Source organism: Janthinobacterium sp., from assembly GCF_031995485.1.
Lineage (GTDB): Bacteria > Pseudomonadota > Gammaproteobacteria > Burkholderiales > Burkholderiaceae_D > Janthinobacterium.
Genome location: NZ_DAMAGB010000020.1, coordinates 37,127 through 57,947 on the forward strand (window position 1 = coordinate 37,127; position 20,821 = coordinate 57,947).

24 protein-coding genes are annotated in these 20,821 nt (G+C 64.2%); 15 read left to right on the plus strand and 9 right to left on the minus strand.

Features of this window, described 5'->3' with window-relative positions; genetic code table 11:
- Nucleotides 1-53: 53 nt before the first annotated feature.
- Genes RTQ46_RS13190 through RTQ46_RS13205 form a run of 4 tightly spaced genes read left to right on the plus strand, consistent with a single transcriptional unit; the run spans nucleotide 54 to nucleotide 3,285 of the window.
- Nucleotides 54-926: a branched-chain amino acid ABC transporter permease gene (locus RTQ46_RS13190; protein WP_312437165.1), complete on the plus strand. Its 873-nt coding sequence runs from the start codon at nucleotides 54-56 to the stop codon at nucleotides 924-926.
- Nucleotides 923-1,891: a branched-chain amino acid ABC transporter permease gene (locus tag RTQ46_RS13195; RefSeq protein ID WP_312437166.1), complete on the plus strand. Its 969-nt coding sequence runs from the start codon at nucleotides 923-925 to the stop codon at nucleotides 1,889-1,891. Before RTQ46_RS13190 ends, RTQ46_RS13195 begins: the two co-directional genes overlap by 4 nt.
- Nucleotides 1,878-2,591, plus strand: a complete 714-nt coding sequence (locus RTQ46_RS13200; protein WP_312437168.1) for an ABC transporter ATP-binding protein — start codon at nucleotides 1,878-1,880, stop codon at nucleotides 2,589-2,591. Before RTQ46_RS13195 ends, RTQ46_RS13200 begins: the two co-directional genes overlap by 14 nt.
- On the plus strand, nucleotides 2,584-3,285 hold the full coding sequence (locus RTQ46_RS13205; RefSeq protein WP_312437169.1) for an ABC transporter ATP-binding protein: 702 nt from the start codon (nucleotides 2,584-2,586) through the stop codon (nucleotides 3,283-3,285). The genes RTQ46_RS13200 and RTQ46_RS13205 overlap by 8 nt, the downstream gene beginning before the upstream one ends.
- A gap of 16 nt (nucleotides 3,286-3,301) precedes the next feature.
- On the opposite strand, the gene RTQ46_RS13210 is transcribed toward RTQ46_RS13205, so the two are convergent.
- Nucleotides 3,302-4,288: an HDOD domain-containing protein gene (locus tag RTQ46_RS13210; protein ID WP_312437171.1), complete on the minus strand. Its 987-nt coding sequence runs from the start codon at nucleotides 4,286-4,288 to the stop codon at nucleotides 3,302-3,304.
- Between the two features lie 168 nt (nucleotides 4,289-4,456).
- Between RTQ46_RS13210 and RTQ46_RS13215 the strand changes: the two genes are divergently transcribed.
- Entirely contained in the window at nucleotides 4,457-5,041 is a 585-nt protein-coding gene (locus RTQ46_RS13215; protein WP_312437172.1) for a DinB family protein, read from the plus strand.
- A gap of 1 nt (nucleotide 5,042) precedes the next feature.
- On the opposite strand, the gene RTQ46_RS13220 is transcribed toward RTQ46_RS13215, so the two are convergent.
- Nucleotides 5,043-5,435 (minus strand): VOC family protein, encoded by a 393-nt coding sequence (locus RTQ46_RS13220; RefSeq protein ID WP_312437174.1) that lies wholly within the window; start codon nucleotides 5,433-5,435, stop codon nucleotides 5,043-5,045.
- Between the two features lie 81 nt (nucleotides 5,436-5,516).
- Between RTQ46_RS13220 and RTQ46_RS13225 the strand changes: the two genes are divergently transcribed.
- From RTQ46_RS13225 to fghA, 7 genes are all read left to right on the plus strand, one after another.
- Nucleotides 5,517-6,056: a GNAT family protein gene (locus RTQ46_RS13225; RefSeq protein WP_312437175.1), complete on the plus strand. Its 540-nt coding sequence runs from the start codon at nucleotides 5,517-5,519 to the stop codon at nucleotides 6,054-6,056.
- A 141-nt stretch (nucleotides 6,057-6,197) separates the two neighbouring features.
- Nucleotides 6,198-7,772, plus strand: coding sequence for an oleate hydratase (locus RTQ46_RS13230; RefSeq protein WP_312437176.1), 1,575 nt, complete (start codon nucleotides 6,198-6,200; stop codon nucleotides 7,770-7,772).
- Nucleotides 7,773-7,896: 124 nt separating this feature from the next.
- Entirely contained in the window at nucleotides 7,897-8,025 is a 129-nt protein-coding gene (locus tag RTQ46_RS13235) for a hypothetical protein (RefSeq protein ID WP_312437178.1), read from the plus strand.
- Between the two features lie 119 nt (nucleotides 8,026-8,144).
- Nucleotides 8,145-8,390: a hypothetical protein gene (locus RTQ46_RS13240; protein WP_312437180.1), complete on the plus strand. Its 246-nt coding sequence runs from the start codon at nucleotides 8,145-8,147 to the stop codon at nucleotides 8,388-8,390.
- Nucleotides 8,391-8,553: 163 nt separating this feature from the next.
- Nucleotides 8,554-9,243, plus strand: a complete 690-nt coding sequence (lepB, locus tag RTQ46_RS13245; RefSeq protein ID WP_312437182.1) for a signal peptidase I — start codon at nucleotides 8,554-8,556, stop codon at nucleotides 9,241-9,243.
- Between the two features lie 56 nt (nucleotides 9,244-9,299).
- Complete coding sequence (locus RTQ46_RS13250; RefSeq protein WP_312437184.1) at nucleotides 9,300-10,163, plus strand: NAD-dependent protein deacetylase; 864 nt, start codon at nucleotides 9,300-9,302, stop codon at nucleotides 10,161-10,163.
- A gap of 39 nt (nucleotides 10,164-10,202) precedes the next feature.
- Nucleotides 10,203-11,075, plus strand: coding sequence for an S-formylglutathione hydrolase (gene fghA, locus RTQ46_RS13255; protein ID WP_312437185.1), 873 nt, complete (start codon nucleotides 10,203-10,205; stop codon nucleotides 11,073-11,075).
- Here fghA and RTQ46_RS13260 read toward each other — a convergent pair.
- The 4 genes from RTQ46_RS13260 to RTQ46_RS13275 form a co-directional block, all read right to left on the minus strand.
- Nucleotides 11,072-11,731: an alpha/beta hydrolase gene (locus RTQ46_RS13260; protein ID WP_312437186.1), complete on the minus strand. Its 660-nt coding sequence runs from the start codon at nucleotides 11,729-11,731 to the stop codon at nucleotides 11,072-11,074. The genes fghA and RTQ46_RS13260 overlap by 4 nt on opposite strands.
- A gap of 78 nt (nucleotides 11,732-11,809) precedes the next feature.
- Nucleotides 11,810-14,128 carry a molybdopterin cofactor-binding domain-containing protein gene (locus RTQ46_RS13265; RefSeq protein WP_312437188.1) on the minus strand — a complete coding sequence of 773 codons (2,319 nt, stop codon included), beginning with the start codon at nucleotides 14,126-14,128 and terminating at the stop codon, nucleotides 11,810-11,812.
- Complete coding sequence (locus RTQ46_RS13270; protein WP_312437190.1) at nucleotides 14,121-14,588, minus strand: (2Fe-2S)-binding protein; 468 nt, start codon at nucleotides 14,586-14,588, stop codon at nucleotides 14,121-14,123. The genes RTQ46_RS13265 and RTQ46_RS13270 overlap by 8 nt, the downstream gene beginning before the upstream one ends.
- Nucleotides 14,589-14,619: 31 nt before the next feature.
- Entirely contained in the window at nucleotides 14,620-15,927 is a 1,308-nt protein-coding gene (locus tag RTQ46_RS13275) for a cytochrome c (RefSeq protein WP_312437191.1), read from the minus strand.
- 191 nt (nucleotides 15,928-16,118) lie between these two features.
- On the opposite strand from RTQ46_RS13275, the gene RTQ46_RS13280 reads away from it, so the two are divergent.
- The 3 genes from RTQ46_RS13280 to RTQ46_RS13290 all read left to right on the plus strand — a co-directional run bounded on the left by RTQ46_RS13280 (nucleotide 16,119) and on the right by RTQ46_RS13290 (nucleotide 18,703).
- Entirely contained in the window at nucleotides 16,119-17,786 is a 1,668-nt protein-coding gene (locus RTQ46_RS13280; protein WP_312437192.1) for a Na+/H+ antiporter, read from the plus strand.
- A gap of 2 nt (nucleotides 17,787-17,788) precedes the next feature.
- Nucleotides 17,789-18,316, plus strand: a complete 528-nt coding sequence (locus tag RTQ46_RS13285; protein WP_312437193.1) for a gluconokinase — start codon at nucleotides 17,789-17,791, stop codon at nucleotides 18,314-18,316.
- A 69-nt stretch (nucleotides 18,317-18,385) separates the two neighbouring features.
- The gene (locus RTQ46_RS13290; protein ID WP_312437195.1) at nucleotides 18,386-18,703 is read left to right on the plus strand and encodes a DUF3144 domain-containing protein; all 318 of its coding nucleotides are present in this window, start codon (nucleotides 18,386-18,388) and stop codon (nucleotides 18,701-18,703) included.
- A gap of 89 nt (nucleotides 18,704-18,792) precedes the next feature.
- Here the strand turns inward: RTQ46_RS13290 and RTQ46_RS13295 are convergent, their stop codons facing one another.
- From RTQ46_RS13295 to RTQ46_RS13305, 3 genes are all read right to left on the minus strand, one after another.
- Entirely contained in the window at nucleotides 18,793-19,335 is a 543-nt protein-coding gene (locus tag RTQ46_RS13295; protein WP_312437235.1) for a gamma carbonic anhydrase family protein, read from the minus strand.
- 108 nt (nucleotides 19,336-19,443) lie between these two features.
- Nucleotides 19,444-19,956 carry a hypothetical protein gene (locus RTQ46_RS13300; protein ID WP_312437196.1) on the minus strand — a complete coding sequence of 171 codons (513 nt, stop codon included), beginning with the start codon at nucleotides 19,954-19,956 and terminating at the stop codon, nucleotides 19,444-19,446.
- A gap of 127 nt (nucleotides 19,957-20,083) precedes the next feature.
- The gene (locus RTQ46_RS13305) at nucleotides 20,084-20,695 is read right to left on the minus strand and encodes an OmpW family outer membrane protein (RefSeq protein ID WP_312437237.1); all 612 of its coding nucleotides are present in this window, start codon (nucleotides 20,693-20,695) and stop codon (nucleotides 20,084-20,086) included.
- Nucleotides 20,696-20,821 lie beyond the last annotated feature (126 nt).

A 20,821-nucleotide genomic window follows, 5' to 3' on the forward strand; every position in this document is an offset into this window, starting at 1 on the left:
GCCTGGCCGGCGCCCCTTGCGGATGCTGGCCGGCTGCCTGACGGGATAACGACATGACAGAATTAATCCTGCAGGCCCTGTATTCGGGCCTGCTGCAGGGCGGCTCGTACGCCCTGATCGCGCTCGGTCTGGCGCTGGTGTTCGGCACCATGAAGATCATCAACCTGGCGCACGGCGAACTGGTGCTGCTGGCCGCGTATATCGCCTACAGCGTGGAGTCGGGCCTGGGCCTGGGCCCGATGTTCGCGATTCCGATCGCGCTGGTGATCGTCAGCCTGACGTCGGTCGGCGTGTACTTCATCGTCAGCCGCATCAAGAAGGACCGCGAGATCAATTCGCTGATCCTCACCTACGGCATCGGCGTGATCCTGACCAATTTCATCCTGCTGGTATGGAAGGCCGATATCCGCTCGACTTCGTCGAGCTGGCTGCAGGAAGGCTTCGAGATCGGCCCGTTCTTCAGCATGCGCAGCGAAGTGATTTTCTTCGGCGTCAGCCTGGTGCTGATGGCGGCGCTGTGGCGCTGGCTGGCCACCAGCTGGTATGGCCGCGCCGTGCGCGCCGTGTCCAGCAACCGCGATGCGGCCAAGCTGATGGGCATCGATCCGGGCCGCACCGAAATGGTGTCGTTCCTGGTGGCGGGCATCCTGGCCGCGTTTGCCGGCGTGGCGCTGTTCAGCTATGGCGTGATCCAGCCGGCCTACGGCGGCGCGCTGACGGTGAAAGCCTTCATTATCACGGTGCTGGCCGGCATCGGCTCGATCCCGGGCGTGCTGATCGCCGCCGTACTGCTGGGCGTAGCCGAAGCGCTGACCGTCACGCTGGCCAGTTCGGCGCTGCAGGAATTGTCCGGCATGGTGCTGTTCCTGCTGGTGCTGTTCATTATGCCGAACGGCCTGTTTGGCGCGGTACGGAGGCGCGGATGAAATCGTCTACCCTTGTTTCGACCACCGGTCTGCTGCTGGCCGCATATGTGGCCGTGCCGCTGGCCCTGGGCGGCAACCAGTACGTGATGAGCATGGTGGTGGCGGCCCTGATCATCGGCGGCGTGGCCCTGTCGTGGGCCTTGCTGGGCAACCTGGGCGGCATGGTCAGCTTCGGCCATGCGGCTTTCTTCGGCGTGGGCGCCTATGTCTCGGCGCTCACCACCGTGAAACTGGGCCTGCCCGTGTTTGCAGCCATGCTGCTGGGTGGCGTGGGCGCGGCCATTTCGGCCGTCATCATGCTGCCGGTGCTGCGCTTGCGCGGACCGTATTTTGCGCTGGCGATCCTGGCCTACGCGCATATCTTCCGCATCGTGGCCACCGAATGGAGTTCGCTCACCGGCGGCTCGGGCGGCGTGGCCAATATCCCGACCCTGCCCACCATATTCGGCTTCGACCTGGCCGGCAAGACGGGCGCCTACCTGGTGGTGCTCACATTGGTGGTGGCCTGCGCGTTTGCCTACAGCCGCATCCGCTCCAGCCATTACGGCATCGCGCTGCGCGCCATGCACGACAGCGAAGACGCGACGCGCGTGGTGGGCGTCAACAGCACCTTGCTGAAAGGCGCGATGCTGCTGGTGTCGGCCTTTATGGCCGGCCTGTTCGGCGCCTTCAATGCCCACTACATCAACTTCCTGGAACCCGATTACGCTTTCAACAGCCTGTGGGTGACCTTGCCCATCGTCGCGGCGATCTTCGGCGGCTACCGCACCATCCTCGGCCCCGTGCTGGGCGCGGTGGTGGTGTACCTGGTCGACCAGCTGATCTTCAAGTCGATCATTCCCACCGGCCACCAGCTGGTGCTGGGCGTGCTGCTGGTGGCGATGATCGTCTTCAGCCCGAACGGCCTGCTGCCGCTGCTGAGAAAAGCAATAAAGGGAAAGGAAAAGACTCATGCTGGAACTTGATCATGTCTCGGTACGCTTCGGCGGCCTGACGGCCGTCGACGCGGTCACCCTGAATATCGGCAGCAATGACGTGATCGGCCTGGTAGGCTCGAACGGCGCCGGCAAGACCACGCTGTTCAACGCGATCTCGGGCCTGGTGCGCCCCACCAGCGGCGCGATCCGCTTCGAGGGCCGCAACGTGATGGCCACGCCGATGTACCAGCGCGCGCGCCTGGGCATTGGCCGCACCTTCCAGATCCCGCAGCCGATGCATGAACTGACGGTGCGCGAAAACCTGATCGTCGCGCAGCGCTTCGGCACCGGCAAGGTCGATCACGGGAAAATCGACGAGATCCTCGATTTCACCAACCTCACAAGCAAGGCCGGGCGCGACGCGGCCAGCGAACTGGCGCTGACGGAGCTGAAAGCGCTGGAGGTGGCGAAAGCGCTGGCCACCGAGCCGAAACTGCTGCTGTTGGACGAAGTACTGGCAGGCCTGGAAACGACGGGCAAGCGCCGCTTCATGGGCATGCTGAAGGACCTGCATGCCAGATTCGGGGTGGGCATCGTGATGATCGAGCACGATATCGAGACCATCAGCAATCTGTGTCCGCGCGTGGCGGTACTCAATTTTGGCCAGCTGATCGCCGACGGCACGCCGGATGCGGTGTTCCGCGATCCGGCCGTCATCAAAAGTTATACGGGAGCCGCAGATGCTTGAAGTGACCAATTTGCGCGCCGGCTATGGCGCCATCAATGTGCTGTGGGATGTGTCCTTGAGCGTGCCGCAAGGCAAGCTGACCACCATTATCGGGCCGAACGGCGCCGGCAAGACAACGCTGCTGCGCGCCATCATGGGCCTGGTGCCGGCCAGCGCGGGCAGCATCAGCCTGGCTGGCAAGGTACTGAACGGCACGCCGACCTGGAAGATGAGCGATGCGTCGGTCACCATGATCCCGGAGGGACGCATGACGTTTCGCGACATGAGTGTGGAAGAAAACCTGATCATGGGTGCGTTTCCCAAAGAGCACCGCGCACACATGCGCGACCGTCTTGAGCAGTCGTACAGCATGTTCCCGCGCCTGCGCGAGCGGCGCAAGCAGCTGGCCGGCTCGCTGTCGGGCGGCGAGGCGCAGATGCTGGCGATGGCGCGCGGGCTGATGTCGGACCCGAAGCTGCTGATCATCGACGAACCTTCGCTGGGCCTGGCGCCGCTGGTGGTCAATGAGCTGTTCGAGATCCTGGCGCGCCTGAACGACGGCCAGCGCACGATGATCCTGGTCGAGCAGAACACGGCGCGCGCGGTAGGCGTGGCCGACCATGTCTACCTGATGCAAAGCGGGAAGGTGGCGCTGTCGCAGAAGGCGTCGGAGGTCAATCTCGACCATCTGCATGAGCTGTATTTTGCCCGTTAGCGCGCGCTGTTGACCGTCAATCCTCGTCGTCGGCCAGTTTGTCGAATGCCGCCAGCGCATCCTCGCCCAGTCCTGCCAGCACGAAGCTGTCGTCGGCCGGGAACTGGCCGGCATCGGCCAGCATGCGCAATTTGCTCAGGCGCTCGCCCAGCGCCAGCGCCTGCGCCTGCGGGTCGGCGTCCAGTTGCCCGGCCTGGGCGATCGCGCTGGTGACGGAGTCGGGGAACTCCCATAACTCGGCGATCCGCACCGACAGCATGCGCGCCTGCGCAAATACCTGGGCGATAAAGGCGCTTGATTGGGGAAAGGCGTCCGGCGCATGCAGCTGGTCGACCAGCCGGAACGCCACCACCAGCCCCACATTGGCGATCAGGCCCGCCAGATAGGCGTCGAAGGCGTTCGCCTGCATGCCTGGCGCGACCAGGCTGGCGCCCAGCGCGCATTTCTCGGACTGGCGCCAGATCTGCGGCGCCGCGCGCATGGTGACCCCACCGCTCTGCATGCTGACGATGGGGCGGAAGGCGACGCGCGCCAGCAGCATGCGCATATTGTTTTGCCCCAGCAGCATGATGGCGCTTTCCATGCTGCTGATGGACGGGCTGGAGTTATAGCGCGAATGGTAGCGGGGCCGGTTCGCTTCGCGGTAGACCTCGGCGACCAGCAGCACGTCCTGCGCCAGCTGGCGCGACAGCTCGGCGGCGTTCATGCTCTCTTCTTGCAAGGTACGCATCAGCTGCGGAATAATCGCCGGCATGCGCGGCACCAGGGCAGCGCCAGCAAGCGGCTCCTGGGTCAGGCGCGTCAATTCGGCCAGGATCTGCTGTTCGGTTTGTGCCGGCGCCTGCGTCGAGCCGGCACCCGCCAGCCAGCGATAGTAGAGTGCATCAATTTCGGTGATGGGCATCGGTGCTGGCGCGATCTCGGGCGCCGCAGCGATGACGGGTGCGGGCTCGGACTTGTTTTTTGCGTCGCCGCCGTTGAGTAATTTTCCTATCCAACCCATATTGCTGTCCAAACTCTCATGCATCACCATCGGGAAATCCGATCCACGATTTTACCTGATGCGGGCAGCGCCGATGCGGGCAGTGTGCCCGGCGTTGCATGCATGCCGCAAAATGCTACAGTGCGACTGCCGCAGCCCTGTGCTGCCCTGCCCGATCGGCCTTCCATCATGAACAATTCGCTTGCCCACTACATTTGCACCCAGGCGTATAACAACGCCTGGGCCAACCACCGCCTGCTGCAGGCTTGCGCGCAATTGTCGCAAACCGAATTCCAGGCCGTGCGCACCAGCTTTTTCCCCACCATCCAGGCCACGCTGAACCATATACTGACGTGCGACTGGTTCTATCTCGATGCGCTCGAACGCGAACTGCGCGGCGACGCGCCGCATCCCGACTGCTACGTGTTCTTTGCGCAGGACGAGCCGTTCGACAACTGCGCTGGACTGCAGGCGGCGCAGCGCGCCTCGGACCAGCGCCTGGTCGCACACTGCCGGCAATTGCGTGACGCCGATCTGGCGCGCCCCGTCACCATCCTGCGCGACACGCCGCAGGTCGACACGCGCATGCGCCTGCTGGCGCACCTGTTCCAGCACCAGATCCACCACCGGGGACAGGTCCACGCGATGCTGTCCGGCACCCGCATCGAGCCGCCACAGCTGGACGAATTTTTCAGCGCCGGCGAAGCGGCGCTGCGCGCGCAGGATTTTGCGCAGCTGGGCTGGACCGAGTCCGAGGTATGGGGACCGTGCTGAACTAAGCTTCCTCGTGGCAGCATACGCACAGCTTGTTGCCGTCAAGGTCGCGGAAATAGGCGCCATAGTAATTCGCATGGTAATGCGGGCGCAGGCCGGGTGGGCCCTCGCAGAGCACCCCGTGTGCCAGCGCCAGCCGGTGGCAGCGGTCAACCTGCGCGCGGCTGCCGGCCAGCAGCGCCGTCATCTGGCCATTGCCGGGCGCAGCCGGCTGGCCGTCGTGCGGGCCGCCGAGCACGAACAGCGGACGCGCCACGCCGGGCGTCATCCAGCCGGCCCACGGTTTTTGAAGGTCGCAGAATTTTTCAACCAGGCCCAGTTCGCCGAGCAGCGCCGTATAAAACCCGTAGGCGCGCGCAAACTGGTTGGTGCCAAGACAGAGGTGGGACAGCATGGACTTCCTTTCAGAAAAAACGTTGCATGCATTGAAAACATTGCCTGATTATAATGGCGCATCTCTTTTCGAGGCTTACCCATGACAGACGCCAACCGCCTGCAACTGCATGCCCCATCCGCCGCCGATATCCACGCTCTGCTGGCGTTCGAGGTGGACAACCGCGCCCATTTCGAAACCTGGGTCACGGCCCGCGCACCGTCGTATTACAGCGCAGACGCGATCGCCGCCGTGATTGAGCAGGCGCGGCGCGAACGCGAGCAGGATCAGTCTTATCAGTTCCTCGCCAAGCTCGACGGACAGATCATCGGCCGCGTCAACCTGACGGCCGTCACCCGCCCCTACTTCAACAAGGCGCAGCTGGGCTACCGCATCGGCCAGCAATTTGGCGGGCGCGGCCATGCTTCGGCCATCGTGGCGCTGCTGTTGGAACAGGCGTTCGGGCCATTGGAACTGTGGCGCCTGGAATCGGTCGTGCGCCTGCCCAACCTGGCATCGGCCAAGGTGCTGCAGCGTAATGGCTTTCATCAGTACGGCATGTCCGAAAAAGCCATGCAATTCGACGGAGAATGGCGCGATCTGCTGCATTTCGAAAAGCGAAATGAGAAAGACGCGACCTGAGTCAAGAAAAACCGAGCATTTGCTCGATTAAATGGGGATTTTTTCGTGAGAGTTATAAAATAGGCAAATACAAAGCTGCTGCTGCAGCTTTGCCTGCTGGTCTTTACCGCGCACTGCAGCGCTCACTTTCACGGAAAAATCATGACAAACACAACTAAAAAAGCCTGGCTCACAGGTGGCGGCATCGGCTCGCTGGCCGCCGCTGCCTTCATGGTGCGCGACGGCGGCATGCAGGGCAGTAATATCACCATCCTGGAGGCGGCCAACGTGGCCGGCGGCAGCCTCGACGGCGGCGGCAACGCCGAGGATGGCTATACCTTGCGCGGCGGGCGCATGCTGACCACCGACAATTACGAATGCACCTGGGACCTGTTCAAGAGCATTCCCTCGCTGGAAACGCCGGGCCAGAGCGTCTACGACGAAACCATCGCCTTCAATGAACGGCATATACCCCATTCGCGCGCGCGGCTGGTCGACCGCAACCGCTTCAAGGTCGATGTCGGCAGCATGGGTTTTTCCATGCAGGACAGGCTGGAACTGCTGAAACTGACGGAAGCGGACGAAGACACGCTGGGCAGCAGCGCGATCACCGACTGGCTCTCGCCCGAATTCTTCGACACCAAATTCTGGTACATGTGGGCCACCACGTTTGCCTTCCAGCCCTGGCACAGCGCGGTAGAATTCAAGCGCTACCTGCACCGCTTCATGATGGAATTTTCGCGCATCGAAACGCTGGCCGGCGTCAAGCGCACCATCTACAACCAGTACGATGCACTGGTGCGCCCGCTGCTGTCATGGCTGCGCGAACAGGGCGTCAACATCATCATGGATTGCACCGTCACCGATATCGAGGTGCAGCAGCACGACGGCCAGCTGACCGCCACCGCCCTGCACTGCCAGCGCCATGGACTGGCGGACGTGATCGCCGTCGAGCCGGGCGACCTGGTGTTTTTCCAGAATGGCTCGATGACCGATGCGTCCAGCTACGGCTCGATGGACAGCGCGCCGGCCAAGCTGACCAAGGCTGACAGCGGCGGCTGGCGCCTGTGGGAACAGCTGGCGCAAGGCCGTCCGGAACTGGGCCGCCCCGCCGCCTTCAACAGCAGCATCCCGGAGTCGTACTGGGCCTCGTACACGGTCACCCTGAAAGACCCGGCATTCTTCGACCGCATGGAGCAGTTCACCGGCAACAGCGCCGGCACGGGCGGCCTGGTCACCTTCAAGGACAGCAACTGGTTCATGTCCATCGTGCTGGCGCATCAGCCGCATTTCGCCAATCAGCCGGCGGGCGTGCAGGTATTCTGGGGCTATGCGCTGCATCCTGACCGCATCGGCAACTTTGTGGCCAAGCCGATGTCCGACTGCAGCGGCGCCGAGATCCTGCGCGAACTGTGCGGCCACCTGAACTTCGACCTGGAGATCATGGACACGGCCATCTGCATTCCGTGCCGCATGCCGTATATCACCAGCATGTTCATGCCGCGCGTGAAAAGCGACCGCCCGTTGCCGGTGCCGGCGAACTCCACCAACCTGGCCTTTGTCAGCCAGTTCGTCGAACTGGCCGACGACGTGGTGTTTACCGTCGAATACTCGGTGCGCGCGGCGCAGACGGCCGTCTACCAGTTGCTCGGCGTGCAGCGCGAAGTGCCCGCCATCCATGCACATGACAAGTCGCTCAAGGTCAAGCTTGACGCCGTGATCAAAGCCTTCAAGTAACTGATTTTCCTGGCATAAAGGCTGTTTCCGCACGCGCGCCTGCGACTTTATGCCAGCGCAAAGCGCAGCCGCATGTGACTGACAAACTCAAGGTTCGAACTTTTTCAACCTTGACGAGTCCAACATGAAACTGCGCACCCGCCTGTTCGAACACGTGCTGCTGATGCTGCTGTTGGCGGTCGCCATTTTTGGCGCCGCCATCGTGCTGGCGTGGATGACGCAGTGGGCCCAAGCGCGGCACTTGCCCGCCTAGCTGGTGCACGGCATGCATCTGGTGGGCATGGTGCTGTTCTTTCTCGATGGTTGCATCGCGATCGCCACCAGCAGCATCCTCGCTGCCCGGCTCTACCGCATGTTATCGAAGGATGACATATGAACCAGCTGCATCAACTCTTCACGCTCAGGTATCCGCGCCGCTTCTGGCTCGCTTCGTTCACCATCGCTTTCGTCTCGGCCGTCGTGCTCGGCCCCTGGCTGGAAACCGCACCGTGGCTGGTGGCCATCCCGCTGGTAATGGGCGGCCTGCTGGTGGCGCTGGGCGAACTGCTCGACGAGCTGTCCGGCAAACCTGCGCTGCGATCTGCGGACGAGCGGAATGCTTCCTGCCGAAAGCCGTAGCGCATGACGGGGGTGAGGCGCGCAGGCAACAGTGCCAACAAATCTTGCGGCGGACAGCGGCATTTAAGAATGGATTCAGTCTCGCCGTGCATCGTGGCTGAGCGTTGCGATTAATACAGCGCATCCTCCAACGATCACGGGCACAGGCCCAGAACGAGACACGATGAACAAGACCATGCACACCGGCGGCTGGCTGCGCGCCAACAAGGGCTTTTTGATGTTCCTGCTGCTGTTCGGCGTATTTCGCACGGCGGTGGCCGACTGGAACCCGATCCCTTCGGCTTCTATGCGGCCCAACCTGCTCGAAGGCGACGTGGTGTTTGTCAACCGCCTGGCCTTCAATGTGAAAGTGCCGCTGACCGATATCGTGCTGCAGCATACGGGCGAACCGCAGCGCGGCGACATCGTCACGTTTTCCTCGCCCAGGGATGGCACGCGGCTGATCAAGCGCATTGTTGCGCTGCCCGGCGACACGGTGGAAATGCGCGACGAGCGGCTGATCATCAATGGCCGCGAAGCCCGATATGAGCGGCAGGACACCGTCGGCGACAGCATGGCCGCAGCGGGCCAGTTGCAGGCGCAGCGGCTCAGCGAGCGCAGTACGGCGAGCCCCGCGCGCCAGATCCAGCTGCTGCCGCAAGTACCGGCCCGGCGCAGCTTTGCCCCCGTCACCGTGCCGGCCGGCCAGTACATGATGCTGGGCGACAACCGCGACAATAGCGCCGACTCGCGCTACTTCGGCTTTGTGCCGCGCGCACTGCTGATCGGCAAGGCCGAACGCATCCTTGTTTCGGCCGATATCCTCGACCATTGGCAGCCGCGCCTGCAGCGTTTCGGCATGAAGCTGCAGTAACGAGCACGCAACAGGCAGTCCCTGCATGGGTGCCAGCTTTCGCGTAGCATGGCGCCATGCATATCTCTTCCTTCCCCGGCCAGCACGGCGCCAGCGATACCGAGGCCGCCGAACGCCTGGCGCAGTTCCTGCAACACCACCCTGGCGTGCTGCTGCTGACGGGCGCCGGCATCAGCACGGCATCCGGCATACCCGACTACCGCGACACTGATGGCGTGCGGCGCGGCAACGCCCCCGTGCAAGGCCCGGACTTCCGGCGCCAGGAAGCCGTGCAGCGCCGCTACTGGGCGCGCAGCATGGTGGGCTATCCCACCCTGTCACGCGCGGCGCCCAATCCAGGCCATCTGGCGCTTGCGCAACTGGCGCAGCAGGGCAAGGTTGGCAGCCTGGTCACGCAAAACGTGGACGGGCTGCACCAGCGCGCCGGCAGTATCGGCGTGACCGAACTGCACGGCAGCATCCATGCGGTGGTCTGCCTCGATTGCCACGCGCACTATGCACGCCGCACGGTGCAGGACATGCTGGAATACGACAATCCGCAGATGGTGGGCGCCACCGCCACGCCGGCGCCCGATGGCGATGCGCTGCTCGAACCGGGCCAGCTGGCCAGCTTCCAGCTGCCGCGCTGCCTGCACTGCGGCGGCACACTGAAACCCGATGTGGTGTTTTTCGGCGATGGCGTGCCGGCCGCCTGCGCCGCCGAAGCGGGACAAAAAATGGCGCAGGCCAGCGCCCTGCTGGTGATCGGCTCGTCCGTGATGGTGTACTCGAGCTTTCGCCTGTGCCGCATGGCGGCCGAACACGGCAAGCCGGTGGCCGCCGTCAACCTGGGCAAGACGCGCGCCGACGAATTGCTCGCCTTCAAGATTGAAGCGCCGGCGCAGACACTGCTGCCGGCAGTGGCCACCCTGCTCGGCTGAGCCAGTCTGGCTATACTACGCAATTAACAAGGAGAATTCATGCTGGAACTGTTGAGTGAACATGCCTGCTTTGGCGGCGTACAACGTTTTTATCGCCACGATGCGCAAGCGATCGGCTTGCCGATGCGTTTCTCGGTGTTTATTCCCGCCGGCGCGGCAGGCAATGAAAACAAGTCGCCCGCCCTGTTTTACCTGGCCGGCCTGACCTGCACAGAAGAAACATTCATGATCAAGGGCGGCGCGCAGCGCGTGGCGGCCGAGGAAGGCCTGATCCTGGTCACGCCCGACACCAGCCCGCGCGGCGCGAATATTGCCGGCGAGACCGATGCCTGGGACTTCGGCGCCGGCGCCGGCTTCTATGTGGACGCCACCGAGGCGCCGTGGAGCACGCATTACCGCATGTACAGCTATATCCTGGAACTGCGCGCGCTGCTGGAAACGGAATTGAACATCGACCCGCAGCGCACCGGCATCTTCGGCCACTCGATGGGCGGCCATGGCGCCCTGGTGCTGGCGCTGCGCAATCCCGAACTGTTCCGTTCCGTGTCGGCGTTTGCGCCGATCGCCGCGCCCAGCCTGGCGCCGTGGGGCAAAAAGGCGTTTACGGGTTACCTGGGCAGCGACGAGCGCACCTGGCAGCAGTACGACGCCAGCGCACTGGTGCAACAGTCGCAAGGCCAGCCACCGCGGTTCCCCAATGGCATCCTGATCGACCAGGGCCAGGCCGACAAGTTCCTGCCCGATCAGCTGTTTCCTGACGTGTTCGAGGCGGCCTGCCGCGACGCCGGCCAGCCATTGACCCTGCGCCGTCATGAGGGCTACGACCACGGCTATTATTTTATTTCCACCTTCGTCGAAGACCATCTGCGCTTTCATGCGCGCAATTTGCGCAGCAAAGGCCAGGCCGCTTAAAAATCGCGGCTGGCATGCCCGTTGAAGTGGCGGGTATACCAGTCGCAGGCCAGCAGGGCGGCCTGGTGCCGCGCCTGTCCGCTGCCTGGCGCGGCGATCTGCTCCAGTTGCTTGTCGCAGCGCAGGCTGGCAAACGCCATGCGGTTCAGCCCGGCCACGTCCGGGTCGCGGCCCGAGACGATCAGCAGCGAGGGCACGCGCACATAGTCCAGCGCCACCTTGCCGGCCAGCTCCACCTGCCCGTCGCACACGGCCAGCGCGGCCAGTTCGCCGCCACGCCAGGCGGCCAGCTGCATCACCACCGCCGCACTGGCGCCGTGACCGTACAGCGCGCAAGGCAATTTACGCGTAGCAGGATTGCCCTTCAGCCAGGCCAGCGCCTGCTCCAGCTGGCGCGCCAGCTGGACAATATCGGCATGCACGAAATAAGTATGGCTGCCCTCGCCGCCGCCCGGCGCGATGGCGCCCTGATCGAGGCGCAAGGCAGCAAGGCCGGCCCGCACGAAGTCGCCCGAGGTCGCTTGCGGCGCATCGCCGTGGTAATCATCGCCGGCGCCGTGGGCAAACAGCACCACTCCCACCGCCCGCTCGGGCAGGAGCAGCACGCCATTGAGCTGGCGCTCGTCAAACGTCACGCTGACAAATTGTTCTTGCATGGTTGCCTCCACTCAAGATAAGCAAGCCCGTGGACATACCCGGGCCACCAGCTCAGTGTAGCAAACCGCACGCCAGGGTCAAACCGCGCCGTACTTGTCCAATCCCTTGAGCACGGCTTCCGGGCGGATCGGCAGATGCCGCACGCGCGCGCCGACGGCGGCAACAATGGCGTTGGCTATCGCCGGCGCCACCACCGTAGTCGGCGGCTCGCCCATGCCGGTCGATGCTTCATTGCTGTTGACAAACTCGATATCGAGCTGCGGCACGTCTGCCATGCGCAGCGGCGTGTAGGAGTTGAGATTGGTGTCGCGCACTTCGCCATTCAAAAAGGCCGTGCCTTCGTGGATCGCCATGCTCACGCCCCACAGCGCGCCGCCCTCGGCCTGCGCCAGCGCACCGTCCGGATCGACGATGGTGCCGGCGTCGATCACCATGGTCAGCTTTTCGACCTGCACCATGCAGGTACTGCGGTCGACCCGCACGCGCGCCACACAGGCGGTCCAGGTCGGCATGTCGCGTTCCTGGCCGAACGTGGCGGCGATGCCCAGTCCCGTGTCTTTCGGCATGGCCTTGCCCCAGCCCGCCTTGTCGGCCGCGCGCAGCAGCACCGCCGCCAGGCGCGACGCACCACCGACGGCGTTCGGCGCACTGCCCGCATTGCGGCCCGTGCCCTGCAGCAGCGACAGGCGAAAATCGAGCGGATCGACCTTGAGCGCCTGCGCCGCTTCGTCGATGAAACTTTCTACCGCCCAATTGGTCCAGCCCGGCCCGACCGAGCGCAGCCAGCCGGGACGGAAGGTGCTGTTGGCCAGGTCATTCGAAATGGCGCGCACGCGCTGCGCGCCCACCGTGTACCAGTGGTCGGCGCCGGCAATCGCGAACGGATCGTAGGGATGGCCCTGTTTATCCTTGGACAAGAAGGCGGGCACCATCGCCTGCGTGGGCCAGCCGGCGCTGGCGTCATGGTGCATCGCGGTGACCTTGCCGGCGCCGTCGAACGCCATGCGCAGATGCTGCACCGACGGCGAGCGCGGCGAATCGAAGCGCGCATCGTCGGCGCGCGAGAGAATCATTTTCACCGGCCGGCCGATTGCTTTCGCGCCCAGCGCGGCCGGCACGCAATAGTCGCCGTTGAGGCGCCGGCCAAAGCCACCACCGAGCAGATAGGTATGCAGCAGCACCTGGCTTTCCGGCACCTGCAGCGCCTTGGCCAGCACCGGCAGTGTCAATGATTGCCACTGCGTACCCGCATGGATATGCCAGACGCCGTCGATCTGCTGCGCCACGGCGTTCACCGGTTCGAGCTGGAAATGCAGCACGGTGGCCGTCGTGTACTGGCGTTCCAGGCTGGAACTGGCATCGGCAAACGCCTGCTCCACGCCCTCGTCATCGACCACGCGCGCGCCCAGCGTCGGGTCGGCGATCTGCTTGCCTGCATAATGCAGGATATCCTGCTCCGACACATGGGCCGCCGCGCCGGCACGCCACTTGACCTGCACCAGCCCGGCCGCGCGGCTGGCGGCAGCATACGTTTCGGCATACACCAGCACCCAGCCCGGCACCGTGCCGCTGGGGTCGTCCAGCGCTTCGGACTTCAAATAGCCCCTGATTTTCTTTGCCGCCGTATCGTCGATCGACAATACTTTCGCGCCGTAGCGCGTGGGCGGGATCTTCGGGCGCGCATATACCATGCCCTCGATTTCCGCATCGATGCCATATATGGCCGTGCCATCGGTTTTCGACGGCACATCGAGTGCCTGCACGGTGTGGCCGACCAGGCTGCGCTGCTGCGGTGTTTTCAGCACGAGGGCTTTGAGCTGCTGCGGCGTATATTGCCGGCCCAGCTTGCCGCGCCGCACGATCTCGCCATAGCCGATCGAGCGGCCACGTCCATGCACCACGCCCAGCTTCGCGCTGCAGGCGGCAACGGGCACGCGCAGCAGGCGCGCGCCCTCCTCAATCAGCGCGATGCGGCCGGCCGCGCCGGCGCGGCTGAGCGTTTCGAAATTCTGCCAGACCGACCAGCTGCCGCCCGTCACCATCAGGCCCCATTTCGGGTCGCTGTCCACATAATGCAGCCTGACTTTGCTCCAGTCCGCTTCCAGTTCGTCGGCCACGATGCGCGCCAGCGCCGTGCCGATATGCTGGCCCATCTCGGCCTTGGCGATATTGACGGTGACGGTGCCGTCGCGGTCGATGTCATACCAGATGGTGGGATCGAACGCGGTGGCGGCTGGCGCGGCGGCTGGCGCTTGTGGCTTCTTGCCGGCCGCCAGCGAACTGTCGGCGCGCAGGAAGGCCAGCGTGAAACCCGTGCCGGCGGCGGCGATCAGGAAGCCGCGCCGGCCCAGCGAGCTGGGCTGCGATGCGGCGTTTTCTTTCGGCAGCTTAAGCATCGGCCTTCTCCTGCATGCCGGCCGCCAGCTTGATGGCCTTGCGGATGCGCACATAGGCCATGCAGCGGCACAGGTTGCCGCTCATCACGGCATCGATATTTGCGTCGGTCGGCTGCGGATAGTCGCGCAGCAAGGTGGCGGCCTGCATGATCTGGCCCGACTGGCAATAGCCGCACTGCGGCGCCTGGCAGGCGATCCATGCCTGTTGCAACGGGTGCCTGCCATCGGGCGACAGTCCTTCGATGGTGGTGACATTCGAACCAGCGACGGCGGAGACGGGCGTGATGCACGAGCGCACGGCGCGGCCATCGACATGCACGGTGCAGGCGCCGCACATGCCGATGCCGCAGCCGAACTTGGTGCCCTTCAGTTTGACTTCATCGCGCAGCACCCACAGCAAGGGGGTGTCGGGCTCGACGTCGGCGGCAAATGGCTGGCCATTGACGGTTAAATGATGCATGAGGGTGCTTTCGTATGACTTTTCTTGATGATTACTTGCCGGCACGCAGGCGTGCCGCCGTCGCTTCCAGGTTGGTCCAGGCCGGCTGATGGCTGCGGCTGCGGCGCAAATACGCGGCCAGCTGGGCGATATCGGCGTCCGAGAGCGACTGCGCAAAGCCCGGCATCAGCACGTCGCGCAGGCCCTCGTCGCGGCCCACGCCGTGCAGGATCACCTGGATCAGGTTGGCGGGATCGGGCGCGCTGACGGCGCTGTTCAGGCTCAGTTCGGGGCGCAGCAGCGACGGCTTGCCGTCGCTGTTCGAATGGCACGAGGCGCAGGCGGCCACGTACAGGCTGGCGCCGCGGTCGTTGTCGACCATGCCGACTTTTTGCGCACGGTCGATGCCGGCCTGGATGACGGAGGCGCTGTCGACCGGCGGCACCACCTTGTCCTGCGGTTTGGCCAGGTCGGCAAAATAGGCAGCCAGCGCGCGGATATCGGCGTCGGGCGAGGCATCCATGCCTTCATGCACCACTTGCGACATGGGACCGGCCGCCACCCCATGCAGCGCGGTGGCGCCGGTACGCAGGAACGCATACAGCTCGTCCCTGGTCCACGGCAGCGGCGCCGTGTTGGCCGCCGTCAGCGGCGGCGCATACCAGTGGTCGATGGCCGCGCCCTGGTAAGGCGAGCCGGCGAGTTCGGCGCCGAGCGCATTGCGCGGCGTATGGCAGGCGGCGCAATGGGCCAGGCCCTCGGCCAGATAGCGGCCGCGGTGCCAGTCCGCCCCTTGCGCGGCATTGCGCGGCAAGCCGGCGGGCCGGAAGAACAGCAGTTTCCAGCCTGCCTGCAGCGCGCGCTGGTTCAACGGAAACGGCACGGTATTGGCCGGCGTCACCGCGTACACGGGCGGGCGCGTCATCAGGTAGGCGTACAGCGCCGACAGATCGGCGTCGCTGACATGGCTAAAGTGCGTGTACGGAAATACGGGAAACAGATGCTCGCCGTTGCGGCCCACGCCCTCGCGCATGGCACGCTGGAAAGCCGGCAGCGACCAGCGGCCGATGCCGGTCTGCGGATCGGGCGTCAGGTTGGTGGCGTGGATGGTGCCGAACGGCGTGGCCAGGCCGCGGCCGCCCGCATAGTCGGCGCCGCCCTTGACCGTATGGCAGGCGGCGCAATTGCCCATGCCGGCCAGGATGCGGCCCTGTTCGATAGCCTGGGCGAAAAAGGACGCGGGCGGCGGCGGGTTGACGGGCGCAAGCGCGGGACGCCAGTAATACGCATACGCGGCGCCGGCAGCGACAAGGACGAGGCCCAGCAGAATCAGCAGGCCGATACAGATTTTCTTGAACAAAAAGAGTCTTTCAGTGAATAAAATAAAGCCAACAGCAAGATATTGAATGCCGGAATTTTACGCGGATTGCGACTTGTTGTATGTAAGCAAAGTTACCTAGCGCGGCCCAGCGTCATCAAGCGCACGGCGGCATGCGGGCGCGGCGTCTTATAATCGTCTTTTCAGCACGCCGCCGGCCCTTTTCCCTACACATGCATACCGTTACCATCATTCTCGTCCTGGTCCTGACCGTCGTCCTGTGCGGCTTTATCGCCCGCTCGCGCTGGGTCAAGCTGCCGCTGCCCCTGATCCAGATCGCCGGCGGCACGGGCCTGGCCCTGTTCGGCCTGCAAGTGCCGCTCGATCCCGACATCTTCTTTTTATTGTTCATTCCGCCGCTGCTGTTCCTCGATGGCTGGCGCATACCCAAAGGCGCGTTTTTTTCCGACGCGCGCTCCATCCTGATGCTGGCCATCGGCCTGGTGCTGTTTACGGTGCTGGGCATGGGCTTCTTTATCGACTGGCTGATCCCCACGGTGCCGCTGGCGGTCGCCTTTGCGCTGGGCGCCATCCTGTCGCCGACCGATCCGGTGGCCGTGTCGGCGATTGCGGCCGGCAACCCGATCCCGCCGCGCCTGATGCATATCCTCGAAGGCGAGTCGCTGCTGAACGATGCGTCCGGGCTGGTGTGCTTCACGTTTGCCGTCGGCGCCATGATGACGGGCGGCTTTTCGATCGGCGCGGCGTCCCTGAGCTTTCTGCAGGAAGCCGGTGGCGGCATCCTGATCGGCCTGGCGATTTCCTGGGGCGTGGGCCTGGCCAACAAATGGCTGGTCAGCAAGGTCGGCGAAGAGCCGGGCCTGCAGATCCTGATCAGCATCTTGATTCCGTTTGCCGCCTATCTGGGCGCCGAGCAGATCCACGGCTCGGGCATCCTGGCCGCCGCCACCGCCGGCGTGTCCATGCATTACGCCGACCTGATCGGCCGCCCGCTGGCCGCCACGCGCACCCAGCGCAAGGCCGTGTGGGATACGGTGCAGCTGGTCTTGAATGGCGTGATCTTCGTGATGCTCGGTGCGCAGCTGCCGACCACCATCGCCAGCCTGCAGGCGGCCTCGGCCGAAGTGGGCGCCGGCAGCGCCTGGAAGCTGCCGCTGTACGTGGTGGCCATCACCGTCGGCCTGACCTTCATGCGTTTTATCTGGGTCGCCATTTCGATGAAGCTGACGCTGTTCAAGCAGCAAAAAAAAGCCGACAAGGCGAACCAGGGTTCGGACGCGAAAGACAACGTATCGCTGGCGCGTCCCAGCCTGCGCCTGCTGCTGGTGGCCTCGTTTGCCGGCGTGCGCGGCGCGCTGACGCTGGCCGGCATCCTGACCTTGCCCCTGTTCCTGCCCGACGGCACCCGCTTTCCTGCGCGCGACCTGGTGATCTTCCTGGCCATGGGCGTGATTCTGCTGTCACTGATACTGGCCAGCGTCACCTTGCCGCTGTTGACCAAGGGCCTGGTGTTCGCGCCGCCGGCGCGCCGTTCCAGCGAAGAGCGCAATGCCCGCTCGGCCGCCGCCGAAGCGGCCGTGGCGCGGCTGGAAAAAGTGTGTTCCGGCATTGGCACCGATGGCAAGGAGCAGGTCGTCACGGAAGCGGCGAATCGCCTGATCGAAGCCTACCGGCGCCGCATGGCATACGGTGAAAGCAGCAACGACGAGGCGGCCCGCATGCAGGAACTGGCCAAGGCCGAACGTTCGCTGCGCCTCGAAGCGTTGAACGCCGAGCGCGACGAGCTGTTCCGCCGCCGTATTTCCGGCGAGCTCGATGACGCCATTCACCTGCGCCTGCTGCGCGAGATCGACCTGCTGGAAGCGACGCTGGAGGAATGACGATGGCTGACTCACCCTCGATCAACAACCGTGGCGCCGCCGTGCGTTGGGTCGTGATGGGCGTGTCGGGCTGCGGCAAGAGCGCCGTCGGCAGCCGCCTGGCCGCGCGCTTGCAGGTCGACTATATCGAGGGCGACGCGCTGCACCCTGCGCAAAACGTGGCGAAGATGGCGGCCGGCCAGCCGCTCGACGATGCTGACCGCGCCGGCTGGCTGGCGGCCCTGCGCGACCGTATCGCCCAGGCTGTCAGCGAAAGCCGCGGCCTGGTGGTGTCGTGTTCGGCGCTCAAGCGCAGTTACCGCGACCTGTTGCGCGAGGGCGATCCGGCCCTGCGCTTTGCCCACCTGGACGGTCCGCGCGCCGTGCTGGAGCAGCGCGTGGCCAACCGCCCTTCGCACTTCATGCCGGCCAGCCTGCTCGACAGCCAGCTGGCCACGCTGCAGCCCTTGCAGGCGGACGAAGCGGGCCTGGTGCTCGACATCCGCCAGCCGGTCACGGCACTGGTGCAGCAGATCGTGGACGCCGCCTGAGGCCGCGTATCTGGCTGGACAGTGGCCGGTGCCCTGTGTAGACTGGCGCGCACTTTGATAAGGAATTCCATGAACGCACCGACCACCAAACCCACATTGGGCCCCGAATTCTGGGAACGCGCCGACCAGGTCATCGCCCTGGCCAACCAGCAATGCATGCACAGTCCCGCCAACGAAGTGGCGACCTCGCTGCTGTACGCCGCGGCCCGCTTCAATGCCTTCCTGGTGGCCAGCAAGACCAATGACGTCAGCAAGATGCAGCAGGAAAAAGACGATGCCGTCGCTTTTTTCACGGAGCAGTACAAGCGCATGCTGACCGATAACTTCAACGACTATATTGCCAACTTCGACAAGTACACGCAGCCAGGTGCCGCACCGAAGGGCTGATGCCTGCTCGCCGGCTCTCATGCCGGCCGGCGGTTTCCTGCCCCAAGCCCGCCGTGCCCGGACTTGCGCCAGCTGGACGATGAGCCGCCTCAGGCGTCGTCCCTGCCCGCCAGATAATTGTTCTTCACGCGCACATAGTGCTCGGCCGAGTAGCGCAGGTAAGCAATTTCGGCATCGGTCAGTGCGCGCAGCTTGACGGCCGGGCGGCCCACGTACAAGTGGCCGCTTTCCAGCACCTTGCCGGGCGACACCAGGCTGCCCGCACCCAGCATCACGTTTTTCTCCACCACCACGTCGTCCATCACGATGCTGCCCATGCCGATCAGGCACTCGTCGCCGATGGTGCAGCCGTGCAAAATCACCGAGTGGCCGATGGTCACATATTTGCCGATGGTCAAAGGCGAGCCGTCCGGCTTGGCCGCATTCTTGTGCGACACATGACCCATGGAGAAATCCTGGATATTGCTGCCTTCGCCGATCACGATGCGGTTGACGTCGCCGCGCAGCACGCTGTTGCACCAGATCGAGCAGTCGTCGCCGATCTGCACGTCGCCGATCACTTGCGCCGTGTCGTGCAGGTACACGCGTTCACCCAGCGCGGGACGGGTATTCAGGTAGGAACTCAAAGGCATGGTGGTCTCGCTTGATCTCATGAGGTTGCATGGGCGGTTGCCCGTCGGCAGCAATTGTAGGCGCGGGTTGGCATTACAGGCAATACGCGCCGCCGGCGCAGCGCGGCGTCAGTCCCGCTCCAGCGCTGCGCCATCGACGACAATGAATTGAATCTCCACGTTCGGCATGGTGCCGGCGCCCGCTTCCAGCCCGTAGAACGCCACGCCCCCGCATCCCGGGCGCTGCGGATAATACAGCTCCTCGCCGCTGTCATAGTGGAGTTCCGTATGGCGCATCGCGCTGGCCAGCGTGTCGCCCACGCGCACCTCGCCCCACAGGCGGCCCTGATAGCCGGCGCCGACCTCGATCCGGCAGATGCGCCTGGTATCGGCATTGCAGCCCAGGCGGATGCAGTTATTGCGGAAATACAGCGATGCACCGTGCTTCGCAGCTTGCCCGTCGCGCGCTGGCGCCACGTACAGCCACCCCGGATTCGTGGCCAGCTGTGCGGCCAGGTGGCCTTGTCCCGGCTGCCAGCGGCGAAACGCACCGATCGCCGCCACCACGGCATGAAAATCGTCGCCGAGCGAAAACCCGGCGGCGCTGGCGCCGGGCACGATATCCGCATGCAAATCCATCATTTACTGCCCCCGCATCCTGTACTGCCGTGATACTACCGCGAACGCTGGCGTGCCGGGCTCACGACAGACCAAAAAAAGCCCACGCAATGGTGGGCTCGTTTCATCCGCAGAAGACGGAAGGGAGTGATCAGAAGCGGTAGCCGACACCGACGCCAAACAGATATGGATCAACTTTCACTTTGCTGACTTTGGTGCCGGCACTGAGCACATCGCTCTGGATCTGCACTTTCTTGACGTCGAAGTTCAGCGACCAGTTCTTGTCCAGTTTGTAGTCGACGCCAGCTTGCAGCGAGTAGCCCCAGCTGTCATGTTCCAGGCGCAGGCCGCCCAGTTTCACGTCCGAGATATTGGTGTAGTTGACACCGGCACCGACGTAAGGGCTGAACTGTTTTTCAGGCATGAAGTGGTATTGCAGCGACAGTGTCGGCGGCAAATGCTTGAAGGTACCGGCCTTGACGCCGTCAAGTTTGACGTCGTGTTTTTGCGGGTAGGTCAGGATCAGTTCGGCCGCGATGTTCGGCGTAAAGAAGTAGGAAATATCGACTTCCGGTATCGTTTTGTCGCTGACATGAATACGGTCGGATGCACCGACGCCACCAACGGGAGCAGATTTGTTGGCCGTATCGATTTGCACCACACGGGCGCGGACCAGCCATGGGCTTTCCTGTGCCATTGCGTTGCCGGCGAATGCGCCGATGGCGGCCAAAACGATTGCTGCTTTAGTTGCGGACTTTTTCATTCTAGTTCCCTCTTTTTTATCGTTAAGTAACGCAGCGAAGTCTAAGAGTGCGGTGCAGCAAAAACTTTGATCCACATCAAATAGTGCTGGAAGGCACAATATCGGTCCGGTTTTTCCTTGCACAGG